This window comes from Falsiroseomonas sp. HC035 (genome assembly GCF_050563525.1).
Lineage (GTDB): Bacteria > Pseudomonadota > Alphaproteobacteria > Acetobacterales > Acetobacteraceae > Falsiroseomonas.
On record NZ_JBNXUN010000007.1, the window covers coordinates 184,977 to 201,829 of the forward strand.

Annotated in this window: 15 protein-coding genes; 8 read left to right on the forward strand and 7 right to left on the reverse strand. The window is 71.1% G+C overall.

From position 1 onward, the window contains the following. Positions 1–52: 52 nt before the first annotated feature. The 4 genes from ACLF3G_RS16890 to ACLF3G_RS16905 all read left to right on the forward strand — a co-directional run bounded on the left by ACLF3G_RS16890 (position 53) and on the right by ACLF3G_RS16905 (position 7,491). A complete protein-coding gene (locus ACLF3G_RS16890; RefSeq protein ID WP_430670568.1) occupies positions 53–1,414 on the forward strand; it encodes an FAD-dependent oxidoreductase in 1,362 nt (453 codons plus the stop codon). A 33-nt stretch (positions 1,415–1,447) separates the two neighbouring features. Further along, a complete protein-coding gene (locus ACLF3G_RS16895; RefSeq protein WP_430670569.1) occupies positions 1,448–2,425 on the forward strand; it encodes a tripartite tricarboxylate transporter substrate binding protein in 978 nt (325 codons plus the stop codon). Positions 2,426–2,541: 116 nt separating this feature from the next. Continuing rightward, positions 2,542–5,259 (forward strand): SLBB domain-containing protein, encoded by a 2,718-nt coding sequence (locus tag ACLF3G_RS16900; protein ID WP_430670570.1) that lies wholly within the window; start codon positions 2,542–2,544, stop codon positions 5,257–5,259. Positions 5,260–5,433: 174 nt separating this feature from the next. Further along, positions 5,434–7,491, forward strand: coding sequence for a YjbH domain-containing protein (locus tag ACLF3G_RS16905; protein WP_430670571.1), 2,058 nt, complete (start codon positions 5,434–5,436; stop codon positions 7,489–7,491). A 1-nt stretch (position 7,492) separates the two neighbouring features. Here the strand turns inward: ACLF3G_RS16905 and ACLF3G_RS16910 are convergent, their stop codons facing one another. Both ACLF3G_RS16910 and mdoH read right to left on the reverse strand, forming a co-directional pair. After that, a complete protein-coding gene (locus ACLF3G_RS16910; protein WP_430670572.1) occupies positions 7,493–8,206 on the reverse strand; it encodes a hypothetical protein in 714 nt (237 codons plus the stop codon). Positions 8,207–8,278: 72 nt separating this feature from the next. Continuing rightward, positions 8,279–9,949, reverse strand: coding sequence for a glucans biosynthesis glucosyltransferase MdoH (gene mdoH / locus ACLF3G_RS16915; RefSeq protein ID WP_430670573.1), 1,671 nt, complete (start codon positions 9,947–9,949; stop codon positions 8,279–8,281). Positions 9,950–10,141: 192 nt separating this feature from the next. Here mdoH and ACLF3G_RS16920 point away from each other — a divergent pair, with 192 nt between their 5' ends. Further along, positions 10,142–10,687, forward strand: coding sequence for a hypothetical protein (locus ACLF3G_RS16920; protein ID WP_430670574.1), 546 nt, complete (start codon positions 10,142–10,144; stop codon positions 10,685–10,687). A gap of 51 nt (positions 10,688–10,738) precedes the next feature. On the opposite strand, the gene ACLF3G_RS16925 is transcribed toward ACLF3G_RS16920, so the two are convergent. After that, positions 10,739–11,506, reverse strand: a complete 768-nt coding sequence (locus tag ACLF3G_RS16925; RefSeq protein ID WP_430670575.1) for a hypothetical protein — start codon at positions 11,504–11,506, stop codon at positions 10,739–10,741. Continuing rightward, complete coding sequence (locus ACLF3G_RS16930; RefSeq protein WP_430670576.1) at positions 11,503–11,922, reverse strand: ABA4-like family protein; 420 nt, start codon at positions 11,920–11,922, stop codon at positions 11,503–11,505. Before ACLF3G_RS16930 ends, ACLF3G_RS16925 begins: the two co-directional genes overlap by 4 nt. A gap of 86 nt (positions 11,923–12,008) precedes the next feature. On the opposite strand from ACLF3G_RS16930, the gene ACLF3G_RS16935 reads away from it, so the two are divergent. The 3 genes from ACLF3G_RS16935 (at position 12,009) to ACLF3G_RS16945 (ending at position 13,663) form a co-directional block, all read left to right on the forward strand. Next, a complete protein-coding gene (locus ACLF3G_RS16935; protein ID WP_430670577.1) occupies positions 12,009–12,620 on the forward strand; it encodes a TetR/AcrR family transcriptional regulator in 612 nt (203 codons plus the stop codon). Between the two features lie 66 nt (positions 12,621–12,686). After that, entirely contained in the window at positions 12,687–12,869 is a 183-nt protein-coding gene (locus ACLF3G_RS16940; RefSeq protein ID WP_430670578.1) for a hypothetical protein, read from the forward strand. Between the two features lie 20 nt (positions 12,870–12,889). Then, positions 12,890–13,663, forward strand: a complete 774-nt coding sequence (locus ACLF3G_RS16945; protein WP_430670579.1) for a PEP-CTERM sorting domain-containing protein — start codon at positions 12,890–12,892, stop codon at positions 13,661–13,663. 54 nt (positions 13,664–13,717) lie between these two features. Here ACLF3G_RS16945 and ACLF3G_RS16950 read toward each other — a convergent pair whose 3' ends face one another. From ACLF3G_RS16950 to ACLF3G_RS16960, 3 genes are read right to left on the reverse strand one after another with little or no spacing between them, the layout of a single operon-like run. Then, the gene (locus tag ACLF3G_RS16950; RefSeq protein WP_430670580.1) at positions 13,718–15,226 is read right to left on the reverse strand and encodes a tripartite tricarboxylate transporter permease; all 1,509 of its coding nucleotides are present in this window, start codon (positions 15,224–15,226) and stop codon (positions 13,718–13,720) included. Then, positions 15,226–15,759, reverse strand: coding sequence for a tripartite tricarboxylate transporter TctB family protein (locus ACLF3G_RS16955; RefSeq protein WP_430670581.1), 534 nt, complete (start codon positions 15,757–15,759; stop codon positions 15,226–15,228). Before ACLF3G_RS16955 ends, ACLF3G_RS16950 begins: the two co-directional genes overlap by 1 nt. Beyond that, on the reverse strand, positions 15,759–16,742 hold the full coding sequence (locus ACLF3G_RS16960; RefSeq protein ID WP_430670582.1) for a Bug family tripartite tricarboxylate transporter substrate binding protein: 984 nt from the start codon (positions 16,740–16,742) through the stop codon (positions 15,759–15,761). Before ACLF3G_RS16960 ends, ACLF3G_RS16955 begins: the two co-directional genes overlap by 1 nt. Positions 16,743–16,853 lie beyond the last annotated feature (111 nt).

Sequence of the window (16,853 nt, forward strand, 5' to 3'; positions counted from 1 at the left end):
GGATGCCGCCTGGACTGACGGCGGCGGATGCCGCCGAATAGGAGGAAACTGCATGAACGACCTGACCTATGACGTGGTGGTGGTGGGTGGCGGCGTCACCGGCGTCGCCGCCGGCATCGCCGCGGCGCGCACCGGCGCGAAGACCGTGGTGCTGGAACCGCGCCCCTTCGTCGGCGGCAACGCCACTACCGGTCTCTGCCTGCACAGCTTCCTGACCCGCGACCTGCGCCAGACCGTCTTCGGCATCGCGCAGGAGATGGTGGACCGCCTCATCGCCGTCGGCGCCGCGGTCGGCCACATTCCCTATGGCGGCTTCGTCAGCGCCGTCACGCCGGTGGATGGCGACTGGTTCCGCATCGTGGCGGCGGAGATGCTGTCGGAAGCCGGCGCCCAGGTCATCTACGGCGCCAGCGTGGTCGAGGTGGAGCGCAGCGGCGATGCCATCACAGGGCTGCGCACCGCCATGAAGGGCGGGCTGCGCATGGTGCGCGGCGCATCCTATGTCGACACCAGCGGCGACGCGGACATCGCCGCCTTCGCCGGCTGCCCGACGCGCAAGGGCGAAGCCGGCACCGGCAAGATGCAGCCGGTCTCCATGCTCATGCACTTCCACAACGTCGATACGAAAGTCATCGCCGCGACGCTGGGTGAGGTCGCGCCCGCCATGGCGACGCGGCCGGACCACCCGGAGCCGATCCCGGTCTATTTCAACGGCACCTTCAGCGCCTGGAACGACGTCATCGAGCGCGACGGCATCTTCCCGAACCGCGACCACAAGGTGTTCTTCAACACGGTCTGGCCGAACCGGGTGAACGTGAACACCTCCGCGGTCTTCGGCGTCGACGGCACCGACCCCCTGGCGATGTCACGCGCCATGCAGGACCTGACGCGGCAATGCGTCCGCGCCGGCAACTTCCTGAAGCAGCACGTGCCCGGCTTCGCGGATTCCTACTTCGTGCCGCAGGTCGTCGCCGGCGTGCGCGAATCGCGCAACATCGTCGGCCGCTACGAACTGTCGAAGGAGGATGTCCTGGAGGGCCGCAAGTTCGACGACACCGTCGGGCAGATCTGCTTCCCCGTGGACATCCACCATCCCGACACCGGCCAGGCCTATTTCGTCGACATCGGCGACGACGGCGCCTTCGACGTGCCCTACCGCTCCTTGCTGCCGCAGGGCGTCGACAACCTCGTCGTCGCCGGGCGCTGCCTGTCCGCCACGCATTTCGCCCATGGCGCCACGCGCAACATGGCGCCCTGCCTGGTCACCGGGCAGGCGGCCGGGACCGCCGCCGCGATGGCCGCGAAGCGCAACGCGCCGCTCGCCGGCCTGGATGCCGGCGAGTTGCAGGCGAAGCTGGCGAAGGACGGCGCGTATCTCGGCCGCGCCTTCGAAAGGACCCACGCCGCCGCCTGAGATCCCCGTGACTGCCAAAGGAGGAAACAAGAAATGAATCGTCGCGCCCTGATCGCCCTGGGCGCCGGGGGCCTCGCGCTCCCGGCGCTGCGCAGTGTCCGTGCCAACGAATCATGGCCGACCCGCAGCATCCGCCTGGTCGTACCCTTCCCGCCCGGCAGCGCCTCCGACACCCTGGCCCGCATCGTCGCGGCGCGGATGACGGAGGCCCTGGGCCAGCCGATGGTGGTGGAGAACCGGCCGGGAGCCGGCGGCACCATCGGCACGGATGCCGTGGCCAAGGCAGCCCCGGATGGCCACACGCTGCTGCTGGCGACGGCCGCCCATACGATCACGGCGGCGACCTATGCGAAGCTGCCGTTCGACGCCAAGGCGGATTTCAGCCCGATCACGCGGCTGATCGCGACGCCGCTCGTGCTCAGCGTGCATCCCTCGGTCGAGGCGCGCAACGTGCAGGAGCTGGTGGCGCTGGCCAGGCGCACGCCCGGCTCCATCAGCTTCGCCTCCTCCGGAAACGGCACCTCGCACCAGATGGCCAGCGAGTTCCTGAAGTCGCAGGCGCGGATCGACATCCAGCACGTCCCCTACCGCGGCAGCGCGCCGGCGCAAACCGACCTGCTCGCCGGGCGGGTGCAGATGATGTTCGACAACATCGTGGCGGTGATGGGCCACCTGCGGGCCGACCGGCTGCGGCCGATCGCGGTCTCCACCGCGGAACGCTCGCCCATCCTGCCGGATGTGCCGACCGTGGCGGAGCAGGGCTTCCCAGGGTTCGAGGTCTCCGCCTGGTTCGGCCTGATGGCGCCGAAGGGAACGCCGGCCGCGATCACGGAGCGGGTGGCCGCGCTGGCGCGCGAGGCGGTACGCGAGCCGACAATCGCCGCCCGGCTCGCTGCCGAAGGCGCATTCATCGTGGCCGACAGCCCCGCGGAGTTCCAGCAGTTCCTGACAGCCGACTTCGCGAAGTGGGAAACGGTGGCGCGGGACGGCAACATCAGGCTCGGCGACTGACCGGGCCAGGCCCGGCGGGACATCCGCCGGGCATTCGCCTGGCTCCAGGTTCTTTACCAATGATATTGAAATGACCAGACATGAAGCTCGGCCGCGTGTTATATGCAGGCTGAACAATGTCGCAGAAAATCATCCCAGGGTTGTGGGTCCGCAGCCTCGCCGGCGCCCTCCTCGCGCTCATCACGGTGGCTCCGGGCTTCGCCCAGTTGCCCGTCGGCGTGTCCGACGGCTCCGCCCTGGCGCCGCCGGCGCTGCCCGGTCTGTTGCCCAACGGCCTGGCCGTTCCCAACCTGTCGCCCGAAGCGCAGCAGGACATCCTGCAGCGCCTGCGCGACGCGGCCACCGGACGCACCCCGCCACTCGGCGGCCCGCTGCCCGCGCCCAGCGCGCCGGCCGCGCAGCCCCAGGGCACGCCGCCGCAGGTCCTCTCGACGCAGGCCTATCCAGCCCTGCGTGGCCCGCCCTCCGCCGCCGCGGACGAGCCGCTGTCGCATACCGAGGCGTTCTTCGCCGCGCGCCTCGGCCTGGCGCTGCGGCAGTTCGGCTATGACAGCTTCAGCGCCGGCGCCCGCCCGCCGCCGCTGATCGGCGCGCTGCCGGACGCCTACCTGATCGGCCGCGACGACGAACTGGTGCTGGCGCTGCGTGGCCGCACCCGCGCGACGATGAACCTGCGGGTGCAGCGCGACGGCACCATCCTGACGCCGGACCTGCCGCCGATCCCCGCCGCAGGCCGTACCCTCGGCGAACTCCGCGCCGATCTCGCCGCCCGCGTCGCCCGCGACATGCCGGGCAGCGAGGCCTTCGTCTCCATAGGCCAGGTGCGGCAGATCTCGGTCTTCGTGGCCGGGGAGGTGCAGCGGCCCGGCATGCAGACGCTGACGGCGCTGGCCTCCGTGCTCGATGCGCTGATGCAGGCCGGCGGCCCGCGCCGCACCGGCAGCCTGCGCGGCATCCGGGTGGAAGGCCCGAATGGCGGCCGCACCATCGACCTCTACGCCGTCATCACCGGGGAAGGCGGTGCCGTGGACCTGACGCTGCGGGAGGGCGAGCGCATCCTGGTGCCGCCGCTCGGCAGCGTCGTCGCCATCGCCGGCGAAGTGACGCGGCCTGGCATCTATGAACTGCCGGCCCGCAGCAGCGCCGCGCCGCTTTCAGCCGTGCTGCGCCTGGCCGGCGACCCGCTGCGCCCGGCCGGCAACCGCTTCCTTGTGCAGGGCACCGATGCCGGCGGCCGCCGCAGCTTCGCCGAGATCGGCCCGCGCGACGCGGTACGGCGCGGCGACAGCGTACTGGTGCAGCCGGGCGCCGATGTCATCGCCAACCAGATGCGCCTCGCGGGCCACGTCACCGCGCCGGTCACCCGCGCCGTCGGCCGCGGCGGCGCGACGCTGCGCTCGCTGCTGTCCGACTCGCGGCTGGTGCGGCCAGACCCTTATCCGCGGCTGGCGGTGATCCTGCGGCTGGACCCGGCGACGCGCGGCCGCAGCTTCGTGCCCTTCGATTTGGCGCGCATCCTGCAAGGCGCCGCGGACCTTCCCCTGGCCGAGGGCGACGAGGTGATCGTGCTCGGCAATGCCGACATCGCCTGGCTGGCCAGCCCGCCGGCGCAGCGCGCACTCCGCGGCGAAACCCCCGGCGCCGACGCCTGCCCGGCACTGAGCCAGCTCGCCATCGCCGCCCGCAGCGCGCCGGCCCGCTTCGCCCATGTCCGCGGCGCCGGTTTCCCCGATATCGGCGCACCCCTCTGCCCACAGGTGTTCCTGGACTACCCGCCGCTGCTCGGCTTCCTGCTCGACTCGGCCGTGCTGCTGAGCGGGGAAGTGCGGCAACCCGGGCTGTTTCCGGTGCTGGACGACACCGGCCTGGACCTGCTGCTGGCCGCGGCCGGCGGCGCGACGGAAGGCGCCGACCTGTCCGCGGTGGAGCTGGCAAGGGAGCCGCTGGACCAGTCCGGCGCGCAGCCGCTGTCGCGCCTGCTGCTCGACCTGCGGTCCCGCAACTTCCGCGCGGTGCGGCTTTCGCCGCGCGACGTGCTGCGGGTGCCGCGCGGCTTCAGCGACCGCGAGAGCGGCCCGGTGCGGCTGGTGGGGGAGGCGCTGCGCCCCGGCAGCTATGATATCCGCCGAGGCGAGCGGCTTTCCGAACTGCTGGCCCGCGCCGGGGGCCTGACGCCGCAGGCCTACCCCTACGGCACCGTCTTCACCCGCGACAGCGTCCGCATCCGCCAGCAGGAAGGCTTCGCCCGCACCGCGCGGGACCTGGAGGCCTCGCTGATCCAGGTAGCGGCGGGCCAGGCGGTGGCGGGGGCGCGCGGCGGCGGCGTCGATGTCGGCAGCGCCATCACCGCCGGGCGGCAACTGGCCGACGCGCTGCGCCAGGCGCAGGCCGCCGGGCGGATGGTGGTGGAGGCCGACCCGGTGCAGCTCGCCGCGCATCCGGACCGCGACGTGCTGCTGGAACCCGGCGACCTCATCGTCATCCCGAAGCGCCCGAACGAGGTCACCGTCGTCGGCGCCGTGTTGAACCCCGGCAGCCTGCAATTCCGCAGCGGCTGGCGCGCCAACGACTACGCCCGCGCCGCCGGCGGCCCGCAACGCTTCGCCGATTCCGCCCGCGCCTTCGTCGTGCTTCCGAACGGCCAGGCGGCACCCGCTGGCCTGTCCGGCTGGCAGGCCGGCGGCCCGCCGATTCCGCCCGGCAGCCTGGTGGTGGTGCCGCAGGACCCCTCCCCCTTCGAAACCTGGGGCTTCATCCGCGACCTGACCCAGGTGCTGAGCCAGGTGACGATCTCCTCCGCCGCGCTGGCGGTGATCGCGCGGGAGCTGCGTTGAGGGAGGGTGGCGCGGGCGATTGCAGGGGGACGCTGTCCCCCTGCACCCCCTGCCAGGTGGCAGGGCCACCTGGACCGCCAGGGATTCAATGCGGGCGGGGCCCGGGGGGGCCCTGTCCCCCCGGCGGGGGCGGGGGGGCAGCGCCCCCGCAAAGTCGCCGTCGCCACCCTCCTCATGCTGCTCCTGCCCGCCATTGCCGGTGCGCAGGAAGTGCCCGGGACCGGGTCGAGCTTCGGTGGGGTGGGACTGGTCGAGACCCGCAATGCGCGGTTCCGGCCGGATGGGGTGGTGGAGGCCGGGTCGTCGCTGCGGCACCAGCGGCGCTTCCACTTCATCAACTGGCAGGCGCTGCCCTGGCTGGAGGCGACGTATCGGCTGGCGGAGCGGCTGGACGGCACCACCGGCGCCGGGATGACCAGCGACCGCGCCTTCGACCTGAAGCTGCGCCTCGTGGCGGAAAGCGACTGGCTGCCGGCGGTGGCGGTCGGCTTGCAGGATTTCATCGGCACCGGGCTGTATGCGGCGGAATACCTTGTGGCCTCGAAACGCTTCGGGCGCTGGGATGCGACGCTCGGCCTGGGCTGGGGCCGCATGGGCACTGGGGAGGATGTGTCCAACCCGCTGACGGTGATCTCGCCGCGCTTCGAGGACCGGCCGCGGGAGGTGGGCGAGGGCGGCACGATCAACCGCTTCGCACTGTTCCGCGGCGATCAGGCGGCGCTGTTCGGCGGCCTGGAATACTCCCTGCCGGAGTTCTGGACGCCGCTCGGCAGCGTCGAGGGCCTGCGCGCCAAGATCGAGTTTTCCGGGGATGCGCTGCGCGACGAGCGCGGCGGCTGGCCGGCGCGGCGCACGGGGCTGCGCGGGGAGGCGGCGAGCCGGGTGAATGGCGGGCTGCACTGGTCGAATGGCTGGCTCGATGCCGGGGTGGATTTCGTGCACGGCACGGACCTGCTGTTCCGCGTCTCGGCGCAGCTCGACCCGGATCTGGTGCCGGAGCGGGAGGCGCTGCCGGCGCCCGGCGCCAGGCCGCTGGTACCGAGCGCCGATCCGGAAGCCGCGGTGGCGCAGGCGCTGCGCGGCGCCGGCTTCCGCCCGGTTTCGGTGCGGATCGCGGGCAGCGAGGCCTTCATCGCCGTGGCCGGCGGCCGCCAGCGCCGCCTGGCGGGTGCCGCCGGGCGGGTGCTGCGGGCCGCACAGCCGCATCTGCCGCCGGCGGTGGAACAGGTTCGCCTGTCCTGGCGGCAATCCGGCGTCGAGATTGCCCGAATCGTCCTGCCGCGGCGCGCCATGGAGGCGGCCTCTACCGGCGCCGGCAGCGCGGAGGAAATCTTCTTCGCGGCGACGCTGGAGCCCGCCGGGGCCGATTCGCTTGGGCTGATCGATGGCGGCGCGGGCTTTTCCTGGGGGCTGGAGCCACGGGTTTCCGTGCTGCTTGGCGATCCGTCGCGAACGCTGCGCTGGCAGGTGGCGGCGGTAGCCGGGGCGCGGTGGGAGGTCGGGCAGGGCGTCGCGCTGGCCGGTAGCCTGGCGCAGGCGCTGGGCGGCAATCTTGGCGGTGCCCCGGCCTCCGACAGCGTGCTGCCGCGGGTGCGGAGCGAGGTGGCGCGCTATGCGCGGGAGGGTGAGACCTCGATCCCGGCGCTGTACGCGGAGCGCATCTGGGGCCTCGGCCCGGACATCTTCGCGCGGGTCAGCGCCGGCTACCTGGAGCCGATGTTCGCGGGCGTGGCGGCGGAGGTGCTGTGGCGGCCGCGGGATCGCGCCTGGGCGCTCGGCGTGGATGTCGCGCAGGTGGCGCAGCGGGAGTATGACCAGCGCCTCGGTGTGTTGGGCTATGCCACCACCACCGGCCATGTCTCGGCCTATGCCGACCTGCCCTGGTTCAACCTGTATGGCGTGGTGCGGGCCGGGCGCTACCTCGCGGGCGATTGGGGCGGCACGGTGGAACTCGGCCGGCGCTTCGCCAGCGGCATCGAGATCGGCGGCTTCGCGACGCTGACGGACGTGCCGTTCAGCCAGTTCGGCGAGGGCAGCTTCGACCGCGGCATCTTCATCCGCATCCCGCTCGACCTGTTCGGAATCGAGACGCGGGCGGTGACGCCGGTGGTGGTGCGCGGCGTGACGCGGGATGGCGGCGCGCGGCTGGCGGTGGACAACCCGCTGTGGGAGGTGACCCGGGAGGGCCGCGACAGCGCCCTGCGGGACGGCTTCCGGGACTTCCTGCGGTAGCTCAGACGAACCACAGCAGGTCATCGAACTGGCTCGCGGCCGGCAGGTCCGCGGCGGTGCGGTTGGACCAGGTGACGCTGGCATCGAAGATGCCGTCGGCATTCAGGTCGGCATGGGCGGTGATGCCCTTGTAGCCCTCCGCCCCGGCGCTGGTCGCCCAGGCCAGCGTGCTGGTGCCGGGCCGCCAGCCCCAGAGGCTCAACTGCTCCCCGCCCTGCCAGTCGGTGATGGTACTCCAGGTGGTGGAGCCGCCGCGGCCATCCAGGAAGAACACGTCCTGACCGGTGCCGCCGGTCAGGAAGTTCGATCCGGTACCGCCATCCACCACGTCGTCGCCCGGTCCGGCATCCACCGCATCGTCGCCGGACAGCGGATTGATGAAGTCGTTGGCCGAGGTGCCGATGACCACGTCGCCAGCCGCCGAGCCGAGATACTGGAAGCGGATATGGGCGACCGGGCCGGCATAGACCTCCGGCATCGCCAGGAAGGTCTGCACGATGGTGAAGTCGTCCCGCGCCGCCTCCAGCATCGCCGCCTGTTCCGAGGCGGAGAAGCCGCCGGATTGCAGGTTCTGGTAGAAGCTGGCCGGCGGATTGAAGAAGGTCTGGATCACCCTGATGAAAAGGCTGGTGTCGAGCGCGGTGGCGGAGGCGTTCGACGCCGCCTCGAACAGGCCAGCCTCGTCCAGGAACGGATCTGTGGGCACCAGGGTCATCGCCGCCTTCGCCTCGCCTGCCACATCGGGCGAGCCCTAGCATCGGCGTGGTTGCGGAAGCCTCAACGCGGATCAGGCGGTGCCGGCCAACTCCTCCGGCGTCGCGGCGATGCGGCGGCGGCGCAGCCAGGCGGAAACGCCAGGATCGGCGCTGAGCACGCAGAGCGGAATCGCCATCACCAGGCCGAGGGTGAAGGGCAGCGCCATGGCCAGGGCGGTGGCGGATGTGGCGGCGAAAGCGGCGGTGGCGGCCAGGCCCAGCAGCGTGTGCGGCCACAGCAGCCGCGCCGCATCGGCCCAGGCGACGCCGCGATCCGCGCGGTTCTGCGGCAACCAGCCGGTGCGGGCGCCGAAGGGCAGCGCCGCCAGGAAGATCGCCTTGTTCAGCGTCGACAGCGGCTCGAACAGCTGCATGAACAGGATTTCCGTCAAGGCGCCGCGGGCGAAGGCGGCGCGGCCGCCATAGGTCTCGGCAACCTGGCGCTGCACCAGCGCCTGCGCATATCCGGCAAGCTTGGGCGCGAAGTAGCACAGCCAATGCGCCAGGACGGCCAGCGCCAATGCGCCCATCGGCGTATCCGCGCCGCCACCTGTCACGGCGTTGACCGCCGCCAGCGCCAGCGCCAGGGCATAGAGCGGCGCGCCGAGGAACAGCAGGATGGCCTGCACCAGTTGCAGCCGCCCCAGCGCCGTGAAGGCCGGCAGGCGCAGCAGATGAAAATACTGCATGTTGCCGGCGCCCCAGCGTTCGTCGCGGCGCAGGAATTCCGGCATGGCGGGCGGGTTGGCCTCCAGGCTGCCATCCTCCGCCGGCAGGCAGCGCACCGCCCAGCCGGCCGCCTGCAGGCGCACCGATTCCACCATGTCGTGGCTCAGGATGCGGCTGCCATCCGGCAGCGCCTCCAGCTTCGCATGGTCGCGGAAGGGTGCGGCGCGCAGGATGGCGTTGTGGCCCCAATAGGGTCCGGCATCCATCTGCCACCAGGCCTGCCCGGTAGCCCACGCGCGCATGCCGGCGCGCATGCCGAACTGGAACAGCCGGGGGAAAGCGGCGGTGGCGGTCCGGCCGACGATGAGCTGCTGCACGATGGCAAGCTTCGGCTCGGCCTCCATGATCGCGACCAGGCGCAGCACGGCTGCGGGCGTCATCACGCTGTCGGCGTCGAGCGTCAGGAAATACGCCTCCTCCGTCAGGTGGTGGTCGAGGAAGTCCATCACGTTGCCGGCCTTGAAGCCTGTGTTTTGCACGCGGCGGCGATAGCGGGCGGTGGGGTGGGCGGCGAGGAAGGGGCGGATGGCGGATTCCTCCGCCGCCACGGCTGCCGGGTCCAGCGTGTCGGACAGCAGCCATAGCCGGAACCGGTCGGCGGCGCCGACGGCGGACAAGCCCTCCAGCAGCCGCGCCAGCGGCGGCAGCACCGCACCCATATCCTCGTTGCGCAGGCAGACCAGCAGCGCGGTGGTGTTTCGGGGCGGGCCGGACTTGATGCGCGACAGGGCCGGCAGCACGGCGGCGGGCGGGTCGCGCGCGCCCAGCAGGATCGCAAGGCCGACCAGGGAATTGGCGGCCGAGAGTGCCGCCCAGGGCGTGGTGAGGGCGATGCAGGCCAGGATCAGCGCCTCGATCGCGGAAATCCCGCCGGGCAGCAGCGCCCGCAGCAGCAGCCAGGCCAGCAGCGCAGCGATGAGTGTAACCAGCGCGCCGAAGACGGCACGTCGTAGCAATCGGGATTCGTCGGGCATGGGCTGGATGATACGCGGGATCGTGGCCGGCGTACGGCACGGCGTGCCGCAAGGACGCGCCTATTGCCGCAATCGAAACAATTCCTTGTCCGCTTGTGGCCCGCGAAATGGGTTTGGCCCGTCGGTGACCGACAGTGCGACGCAGCGAGGGCGGAAATGGTTGGATCGAATGAGGCACCGGAGCGGCTCGGCATGGCGGATCTGGCCAGGGTCACCGGCGGTGCGGCGGTTTCCCCGCCGTCGATCTCCGGCAGTGACATCAACTGGTCAACCGGCCCGGCGCCTCCGGTCCTGACGGAGCCGTCGGTGGCGATCGTCTTGTATCCCGGCGGTCCTGCCATTCATCAAGGATCGGAACAGGACGACTCCCTGACCGGCGGCGTGGCCGGAGAAGGTATCCATGGCCTTTACGGAGACGACACGCTTCTCGGCGGCGGAGGCAACGACACGCTCATCGGAGGTGGGGATGCCGGAGACACCCTCGTGCTGCGCAGCGTGACGCTTGATGATTTCATCACCGGACTGAAGCTGCAGAGCAACTTGCTGGACTGGATCCTTCCGGGCGACGAGCCGCCGCAGTTGCATGCCAGGATCGAAGCCGACGGAATCCGCTTCTACGCCGACCAGACCTACATGGCCGGCACAGGCGGAGCGCACACCATGGCCACGGGCACCTTGACCATCGGCGGCGAAACAATCGATTTCCGCTCGATCGCTGTGTTCCGGCTGGAGCCCTGACCGGCGCGGGCGGCGCCGCCCGGAGGCCGGCCCGCCTGCCCGCGGGCCGCCTCACGGCGAAAGCGGCACGCCCGCCAGCGCCAGCGCATAGGCGGCCATGCCGAGCGCCGCCCAGCCGGCGGCGCCCGCCCACACCATGCGCATCCCGGCCCCCAGCAGCGCCAGCGCCGGCAGCGCCTGCATGGCATGCACCGCCAGGAAATGCGCCACGCGCAGGTCGCCGCCGGTGCTGGACCAGTAGAAGGGCGGCAGGCCGCCCGCGCCGCCACCCACCAGCGGCGTCGTCTGGGCCGAGATCGCGATGCCGGTGAAGCCGCCGAGCACGCCGGACAGCACCAGCCCCACCCCCACCGCCAGCCGCCAGGGCCGCGGCTGCGCACGGTCTCCCCGCAGCAGCACCAGCACGCCGAGCAGGACCGCCATCGCCACCAGCAGCACGGCGCCCAGGCCCATCAACTGGTACATGAGGACGCCGAGGGGATCCTCCGCGAAGTGGCTGGGCAGGCCGATGGCAGCGCGCCAGGTGATCCAGCCCTGCTCGTACAGCGCGGCGGCCAGCGTGACCCACAGCACCAGCCCGGCCGCGAAGCCGCGCCGCGCCTCCGGCGCCAGCACGCCCCAGGCCCAGGCCAGCGTCCAGAACCACGGCACGAAGGAGGCCGCGAACTTGGCCGGCTTGGTCCAGACCGACAGGCCGTTGAAGGTCCGCCCGTCCAGGGCCATCGCCACGAGGCACAGGCCCAGCGTGGCAAGTGCGATCCAGCCGGCCCAGGCAAGCAGGGGCTGGCGGCGATGCAATTCGATGAGGATCGCGCTCATCGGCGTGCCCCCGTCACCGTGCGCACCGCGAGGAACAGCAGCAGCCCGGCCGGTCCGGCCAGGAAGGTCGGGGGCAGGCAGAGGCGCACCAGCCAAGGGTTCAGCCCCTCCGCCGCGCCGCGCCGGCAGATCCAGGCGCCGATGAACAGGTCGAAGGCCAGGTAGTGGACCCAGCCGGCCAGCAGCAGTCCGGGTGTGGCGAACAGTTCCGCGACCTCGGCCAGGGAACCGAAGCCACCGGACGCGCCGGGTGCGTGGATGGCCAGCAGCACGACGTACAGCACGGACAGGGCGGCCGGCACCGCGAGGCCGCCGATCCACCAATTCGCCCAGCGCTGCCGCGGCGCCACCAGCAGGGCCAGCCAGCCGGCCATGGCCAGGGCGCCGGCGGCCGAAAACAAAGATTCGATTGGCACAGGCGCCTCTAACTTTCCAGCGGTCAGTTTGTCGCAAGCCGAACTGTCCGTTGTCAAGTTGGAAGTCGCGCGTCACACTTGGTCACATGACCCTCACCCCGAAGCCGCGCGGCCGGCACCATCATGGCGACCTGCGCCGCGCCCTGCTCGATGCCGTGGCCGAAATCGTACTGGAGTCGGGGCCGGAGGCGGTGACGCTGCGCGAATGCGCCCGCCGCGCCGGCGTCTCCCACTCCGCCGCCGCGCCCCATTTCGGCGACAAGCGTGGCCTGCTGACCGCCTTCGCCACCGAACGGTCGAACCGCCTGCGCGCCGCGATGGAGTCCGCCGTCGCCGCCTTGCCGGAGGGCGCCGGTGCCGACGCCGTGCTGGCGGCGACGGGCCACGGCTACATGGCCTTCGCGCGGGAAAACCCGGCGCATTTCCGCCTGATGTTCCGGACGGACCTGATCGACACCTCGGACCCGGCCTGGCGGCAGGCCGCGAACGGTGCGCGCCTGCCGCTGGACCAGGCGATGGCGGCGCTGCTGCCGCAGGCCGACCCACGCGCCCTGCGGGCCAGGCTGGCGCTGGCCTGGGCCGGGGTGCACGGCTTCTGCACGCTGCGGACGGAATTGCCTCGCAACACGCTGTGGTCGGAGGAGGTGGCGGAGGATGTGGTCGCGCTGCTGGTTGAGGCCTGCAAAAGCGAAACCTGAACTCCAGAAATATCGAAGCGACCCAGTCCGAATCGGTAATTGATACAATAATAAAGAATTGATCGTATGCAGCCGCATGAAGCTGTGTTCGGGTTTGCATACGATGTCCACCGCATGGGAGATATCGTTTCGCAACGAAGGGCCAAGTGCGGCGGTGACTGGGCGATGATCGATTTCACCTTTGAGATGACTTCGATTCATCATGATCTGCTGAAATTTACCTTCGTGCACATTCTGGATCGTCCTTGAGGACAGGAGTCGAGAAGACCGTGCACACATTGAAGAGGGCCGTCGTGGCCCTGGCGGCCCTCGCGGCAGCGCCCCCGGCGGCCGATGCCGCAGCCTTCCTGAGCATCAACGACTGGTACGCCGGTGCCGTGGTCCCGACCGTGATGGCGGGCGGAACGCTCACCGCGATGCCGGCCCAAAGCCTCGTCGCCAAGGACTTCTTCGGCTCCTACGCCGCCGCCACCTTCCACGACCCGGTCTATGTCGGCGTTTATGGCCCGATGCAGGACCCGGATTCCTTCGGGTACCGGGGTTACAGCATCCGGCCCTTCCCGAGCGGCGCCGCCGGGCAGATGACCGGCGATTTCGGCTGCCACTCCGCCTATTACCGCTGCCTCGGCGCGCACACCGTGACCTACACGCTGCCCTACGAGATCATCGGGCTGGCCGGCCAGTTGCAGGCGACAAGCGTAACCAAGTTCGGCTTCTTCGGGTTCCCCTGGGACCACCACGACGTCGACACCATGATCACGTACCAGGACGGGGTGAAGCTGCTGGACAGCTATTCGGGCTTCTGGGGCACCACCTTCGCGGCGCCGACCAACACGGTGACCGTCACCTGGGGTCCCGGCCTGATCAACATGGATGACGCGGCTTGGTTCAGGCTGACCGACCTGGTGGCGCTGAAGGCCGCGCCCGGCGTCACGGCGACCCCGGTGCCGGAGCCCGCCTCGCTGGCGCTGTTCGGCCTTGGCCTCGCGGGCATCGCCGTGATCCGCGGCCGTCGCCGCGATACCCGGCGCGCCATGGCCTGACGGGCCGCAGGCGGGCGGCGACGTGCAGCCGGTTTGGGCAGCAGCCCGCGCGGTTCAGCCCGCCCGGGCCGCCGCCCGCCGCGCCCACACCCCATACAGGCGCGGCCCGGCCAAGGCCGCAAGCGCCAGCAGCAGGATCACCAGGCTGATCGGCCGCGTCACGAAGACGCTCCAATTGCCCTCGCTGATGGTCAGCGCCTGCCGCATCGCCTGTTCCGCCATCGGGCCGAGGATCATGCCGATGACCACCGGCGCCACCGGAAAGTCGAAGCGGCGCATGAACATCGCGATGATGCCGATGCCGTACAGCAGCATCAGGTCGATGACGGAGTTGCTGATGCCGTAGGTGCCGATGGTCGCGAAGACCAGGATGCCGGCGTACAATTGCGGCTGCGGGATCTTCAGGATGCGCGCCCACAGCCCGACCAGAGGCAGGTTCAGCACCACCAGCATGACGTTGGCGATGAACAGGCTGGCGATCAGCGTCCACACCAGGTCCGCCTGCGTGGTGAACAGCAGCGGCCCGGGCTGGATGCCGTAGGACTGGAAGGCGGACAGCATGATGGCGGCCGTGGCACTGGTCGGCAGGCCGAGCGTGAGCATCGGCACCAGCACGCCCGCGGCGGCGGCGTTGTTCGCGGCCTCCGGCCCGGCCACACCCTCGATCGCCCCGGTGGTGCCGAACTCCTTCGCATGTTCCGGCCGCACCAGCTTCCGTTCCATGTAGTAGCTCAGCATGGTCGGCATCTCGCTGCCGCCGGCCGGCATGACGCCGAAGGGAAAGCCGATGCCGGCGCCGCGTACCCAGGGCCAGACGGATCGCTTCCAGTCGCTGCGCGTCATCATGATGCGGCCGACCGGGCGCACCTCCACCGGGCCTTCGACGTAGCGCCAGGCGAGGTACAGCGTCTCCCCCACCGCGAACAGCGCGACGGCGACCAGCACCACGTTCACCCCGTCCAGCAGTTCCGGCACCCCGAAGGTCAGGCGAGGCTGCCCGGTCTGCAGGTCCACGCCCACCAGCCCCAGCAGCAGCCCGAAGCCCAGGCTGGTCAGCCCGCGCAGGGCCGAACCGCCGAGCACGGCGGAGACGGTGACGAAGCACAGGATCATCAGCATGAAGTACTCGGCCGGGCCGAGCTGCAGGGCGAGCTCCACCACGATCGGCCCGAGGAAGGCGAGCCCCAGCGTGCCGACCGTTCCCGCCACGAAGCTGCCGATGGCGGACGTCGCCAGCGCCGGACCGGCGCGGCCGTTGCGTGCCATCTTCGCACCCTCCAGCGCGGTGATGATGGAGCCCGATTCGCCCGGCGTGTTCAGCAGGATGGAGGTGGTGGAGCCGCCATACATCGCGCCGTAGAAGATGCCGCAGAACAGGATGAAGGCGCCGGTGGCGGAGACGCTGTAGGTGATCGGCAGCAACAGCGCGATGGTCAGCGCCGGCCCGATGCCGGGCAGCACGCCGATGGCTGTGCCGAGGAAGCAGCCGAGCAGCGCCCAGCCGAGGTTGGACAGCGTCAGCGCATGGCCGAAGCCGAGCATCAGCCCATCGACCGCGCTCATCAGCCGGGGTCTCCGAAGACCAGCGCCTCCACCACGCCCGCGCCGATGTTCACGCCGAGTCCCTTCACGAAAAGCCCGTAGGCGGACAGCGACACCACGAAGGCGATGACGACGTTGCGCAGCCAGGCGCGCGACCCGAAGGCGGCAGCCACCAGCACGAACTGCGCCGTGGCGGCGATGGTGAAGCCGAACGGCTCGATCAGCACCAAATTCACCAGCAGCCCGGCCAGCAGCAGGCTGAGGGAGCGCAGGTTCAGCGGCGGGGCGCCGACCAGTTCCTCGTTGTCCTGCGACCAGCCGCCGCGCAGCGCGACCGCCGTCAGCCCGGCGCCAAGCGCCACCAGGCAGGTGGAGACCAGGTAGGGCACCACCTTCGGACCGACCTGCGCGTAGATGGGCGAGGCCGGGATGATGGTGGTCTGCCACAGCGCCAGCAGCCCCACCGCCAGCACGAACAGCGCCGCGCCCAGGTCGGAACCCGGTCCGGAACCCGGTCCGGAACCCCGGGTCCGCGGGGCGGTCGCTTCGGACATCAGCTGGCGAGGCCGATGTCGCGCAGCACCTGTTCCGTCTCGGTGTGGTCGCGGGTGAGGAAGCTGGCAAAATCGTCGCCGGTCAGGAAGGCGTCGTCCCAGCCGCGGGTCTGCACGACCTCCCGCCACTGCGGCGTCGCATGCAGGGCGGTGACGTAGTCGACCAGGGCCTTGCGCTGGTTGGCGTTGATCCCCGGCGCGCCGAACAGGCCGCGCCAGTTGCCCATGACGATGTCGATGCCGCTTTCCTTCAGCGTCGGCACGCCGTCCAGGCTGCGCGTCTCGCCCGTCGTGGCCAGCGCCCGCATGCGGCCCGCCTTCACCTGCTCGGCGAATTCGGACACGCCGGAAATGCCGGCCTTGACCTGTGCGCCGAGGATCGCCGCCTGGGCCGGGCCGCCGCCGGCGAACGCCACGTAGCTGGCTTCCCGCGCATTGCGGCCGAGCGACTTCAGCATCAGGCCGAGGATGATGTGGTCGATGCCTCCGGCGCTGCCGCCGGCCACTGCGACGCCGCCCGGATTGGCCTTCAGCGCATTGGTGAAATCCTCCAGCGTGCGCAGGTCGCTGTTCGCCGGTACCACGATGATGCCCGGCTCCGTCGTCATGCGCGCGATCGGCACCACGTCGCGGATGCTGACCGGGGTGCGGTTGGTGATGCCGGCGCCCACCATCACGGCGCCGCCCACCATCAGCGCGTTCGGCCGGCCACGGCGCTGGCTGATGAAGCGGGGCAGGCCGACCATGCCGCCGGCACCGCCGACATTCTCGAACTGGAAGTTGCCGACCAGCCCGGCCTGGCGGGAGGCCTGCTCGATGGCGCGACCCAGCCCGTCCCAGCCGCCGCCGGGGCCTGCGGGCACGAAGACGAACAGGCTCTCGAACATCTGCTGCGCCCAGGCGCTGCGGCTGGACAGGCCCGTGGCAAGCCCGGAGGCTGAGAGCGCAGCCGTGGCGGTGAGCAGGGTACGGCGGCTTGTCATGTTTCCTCCGGGGTAGCGTTCGGGGTTCACCTTATCCAGCCGCCCGGCGCGCCGGAAGGCCACACTTGCCGGCGAAAGCCGCCCGGTGGGAAACCTTTCATGATCGTCACG

Excerpts from the sequence above, each read along its gene's own strand:
- ACLF3G_RS16890 (WP_430670568.1), top strand. The coding sequence starts at position 53 with ATGAACGACCTGACCTATGACGTGGTGGTGGTGGGTGGCGGCGTCACC.
- ACLF3G_RS16895 (WP_430670569.1), top strand. The coding sequence starts at position 1,448 with ATGAATCGTCGCGCCCTGATCGCCCTGGGCGCCGGGGGCCTCGCGCTC.
- ACLF3G_RS16900 (WP_430670570.1), top strand. The coding sequence starts at position 2,542 with ATGTCGCAGAAAATCATCCCAGGGTTGTGGGTCCGCAGCCTCGCCGGC.
- ACLF3G_RS16905 (WP_430670571.1), top strand. The coding sequence starts at position 5,434 with ATGCTGCTCCTGCCCGCCATTGCCGGTGCGCAGGAAGTGCCCGGGACC.
- ACLF3G_RS16910 (WP_430670572.1), bottom strand. The coding sequence starts at position 8,206 with ATGACCCTGGTGCCCACAGATCCGTTCCTGGACGAGGCTGGCCTGTTC.
- mdoH (WP_430670573.1), bottom strand. The coding sequence starts at position 9,949 with ATGCCCGACGAATCCCGATTGCTACGACGTGCCGTCTTCGGCGCGCTG.
- ACLF3G_RS16920 (WP_430670574.1), top strand. The coding sequence starts at position 10,142 with ATGGCGGATCTGGCCAGGGTCACCGGCGGTGCGGCGGTTTCCCCGCCG.
- ACLF3G_RS16925 (WP_430670575.1), bottom strand. The coding sequence starts at position 11,506 with ATGAGCGCGATCCTCATCGAATTGCATCGCCGCCAGCCCCTGCTTGCC.
- ACLF3G_RS16935 (WP_430670577.1), top strand. The coding sequence starts at position 12,009 with ATGACCCTCACCCCGAAGCCGCGCGGCCGGCACCATCATGGCGACCTG.
- ACLF3G_RS16940 (WP_430670578.1), top strand. The coding sequence starts at position 12,687 with ATGCAGCCGCATGAAGCTGTGTTCGGGTTTGCATACGATGTCCACCGC.
- ACLF3G_RS16950 (WP_430670580.1), bottom strand. The coding sequence starts at position 15,226 with ATGAGCGCGGTCGATGGGCTGATGCTCGGCTTCGGCCATGCGCTGACG.
- ACLF3G_RS16955 (WP_430670581.1), bottom strand. The coding sequence starts at position 15,759 with ATGTCCGAAGCGACCGCCCCGCGGACCCGGGGTTCCGGACCGGGTTCC.
- ACLF3G_RS16960 (WP_430670582.1), bottom strand. The coding sequence starts at position 16,742 with ATGACAAGCCGCCGTACCCTGCTCACCGCCACGGCTGCGCTCTCAGCC.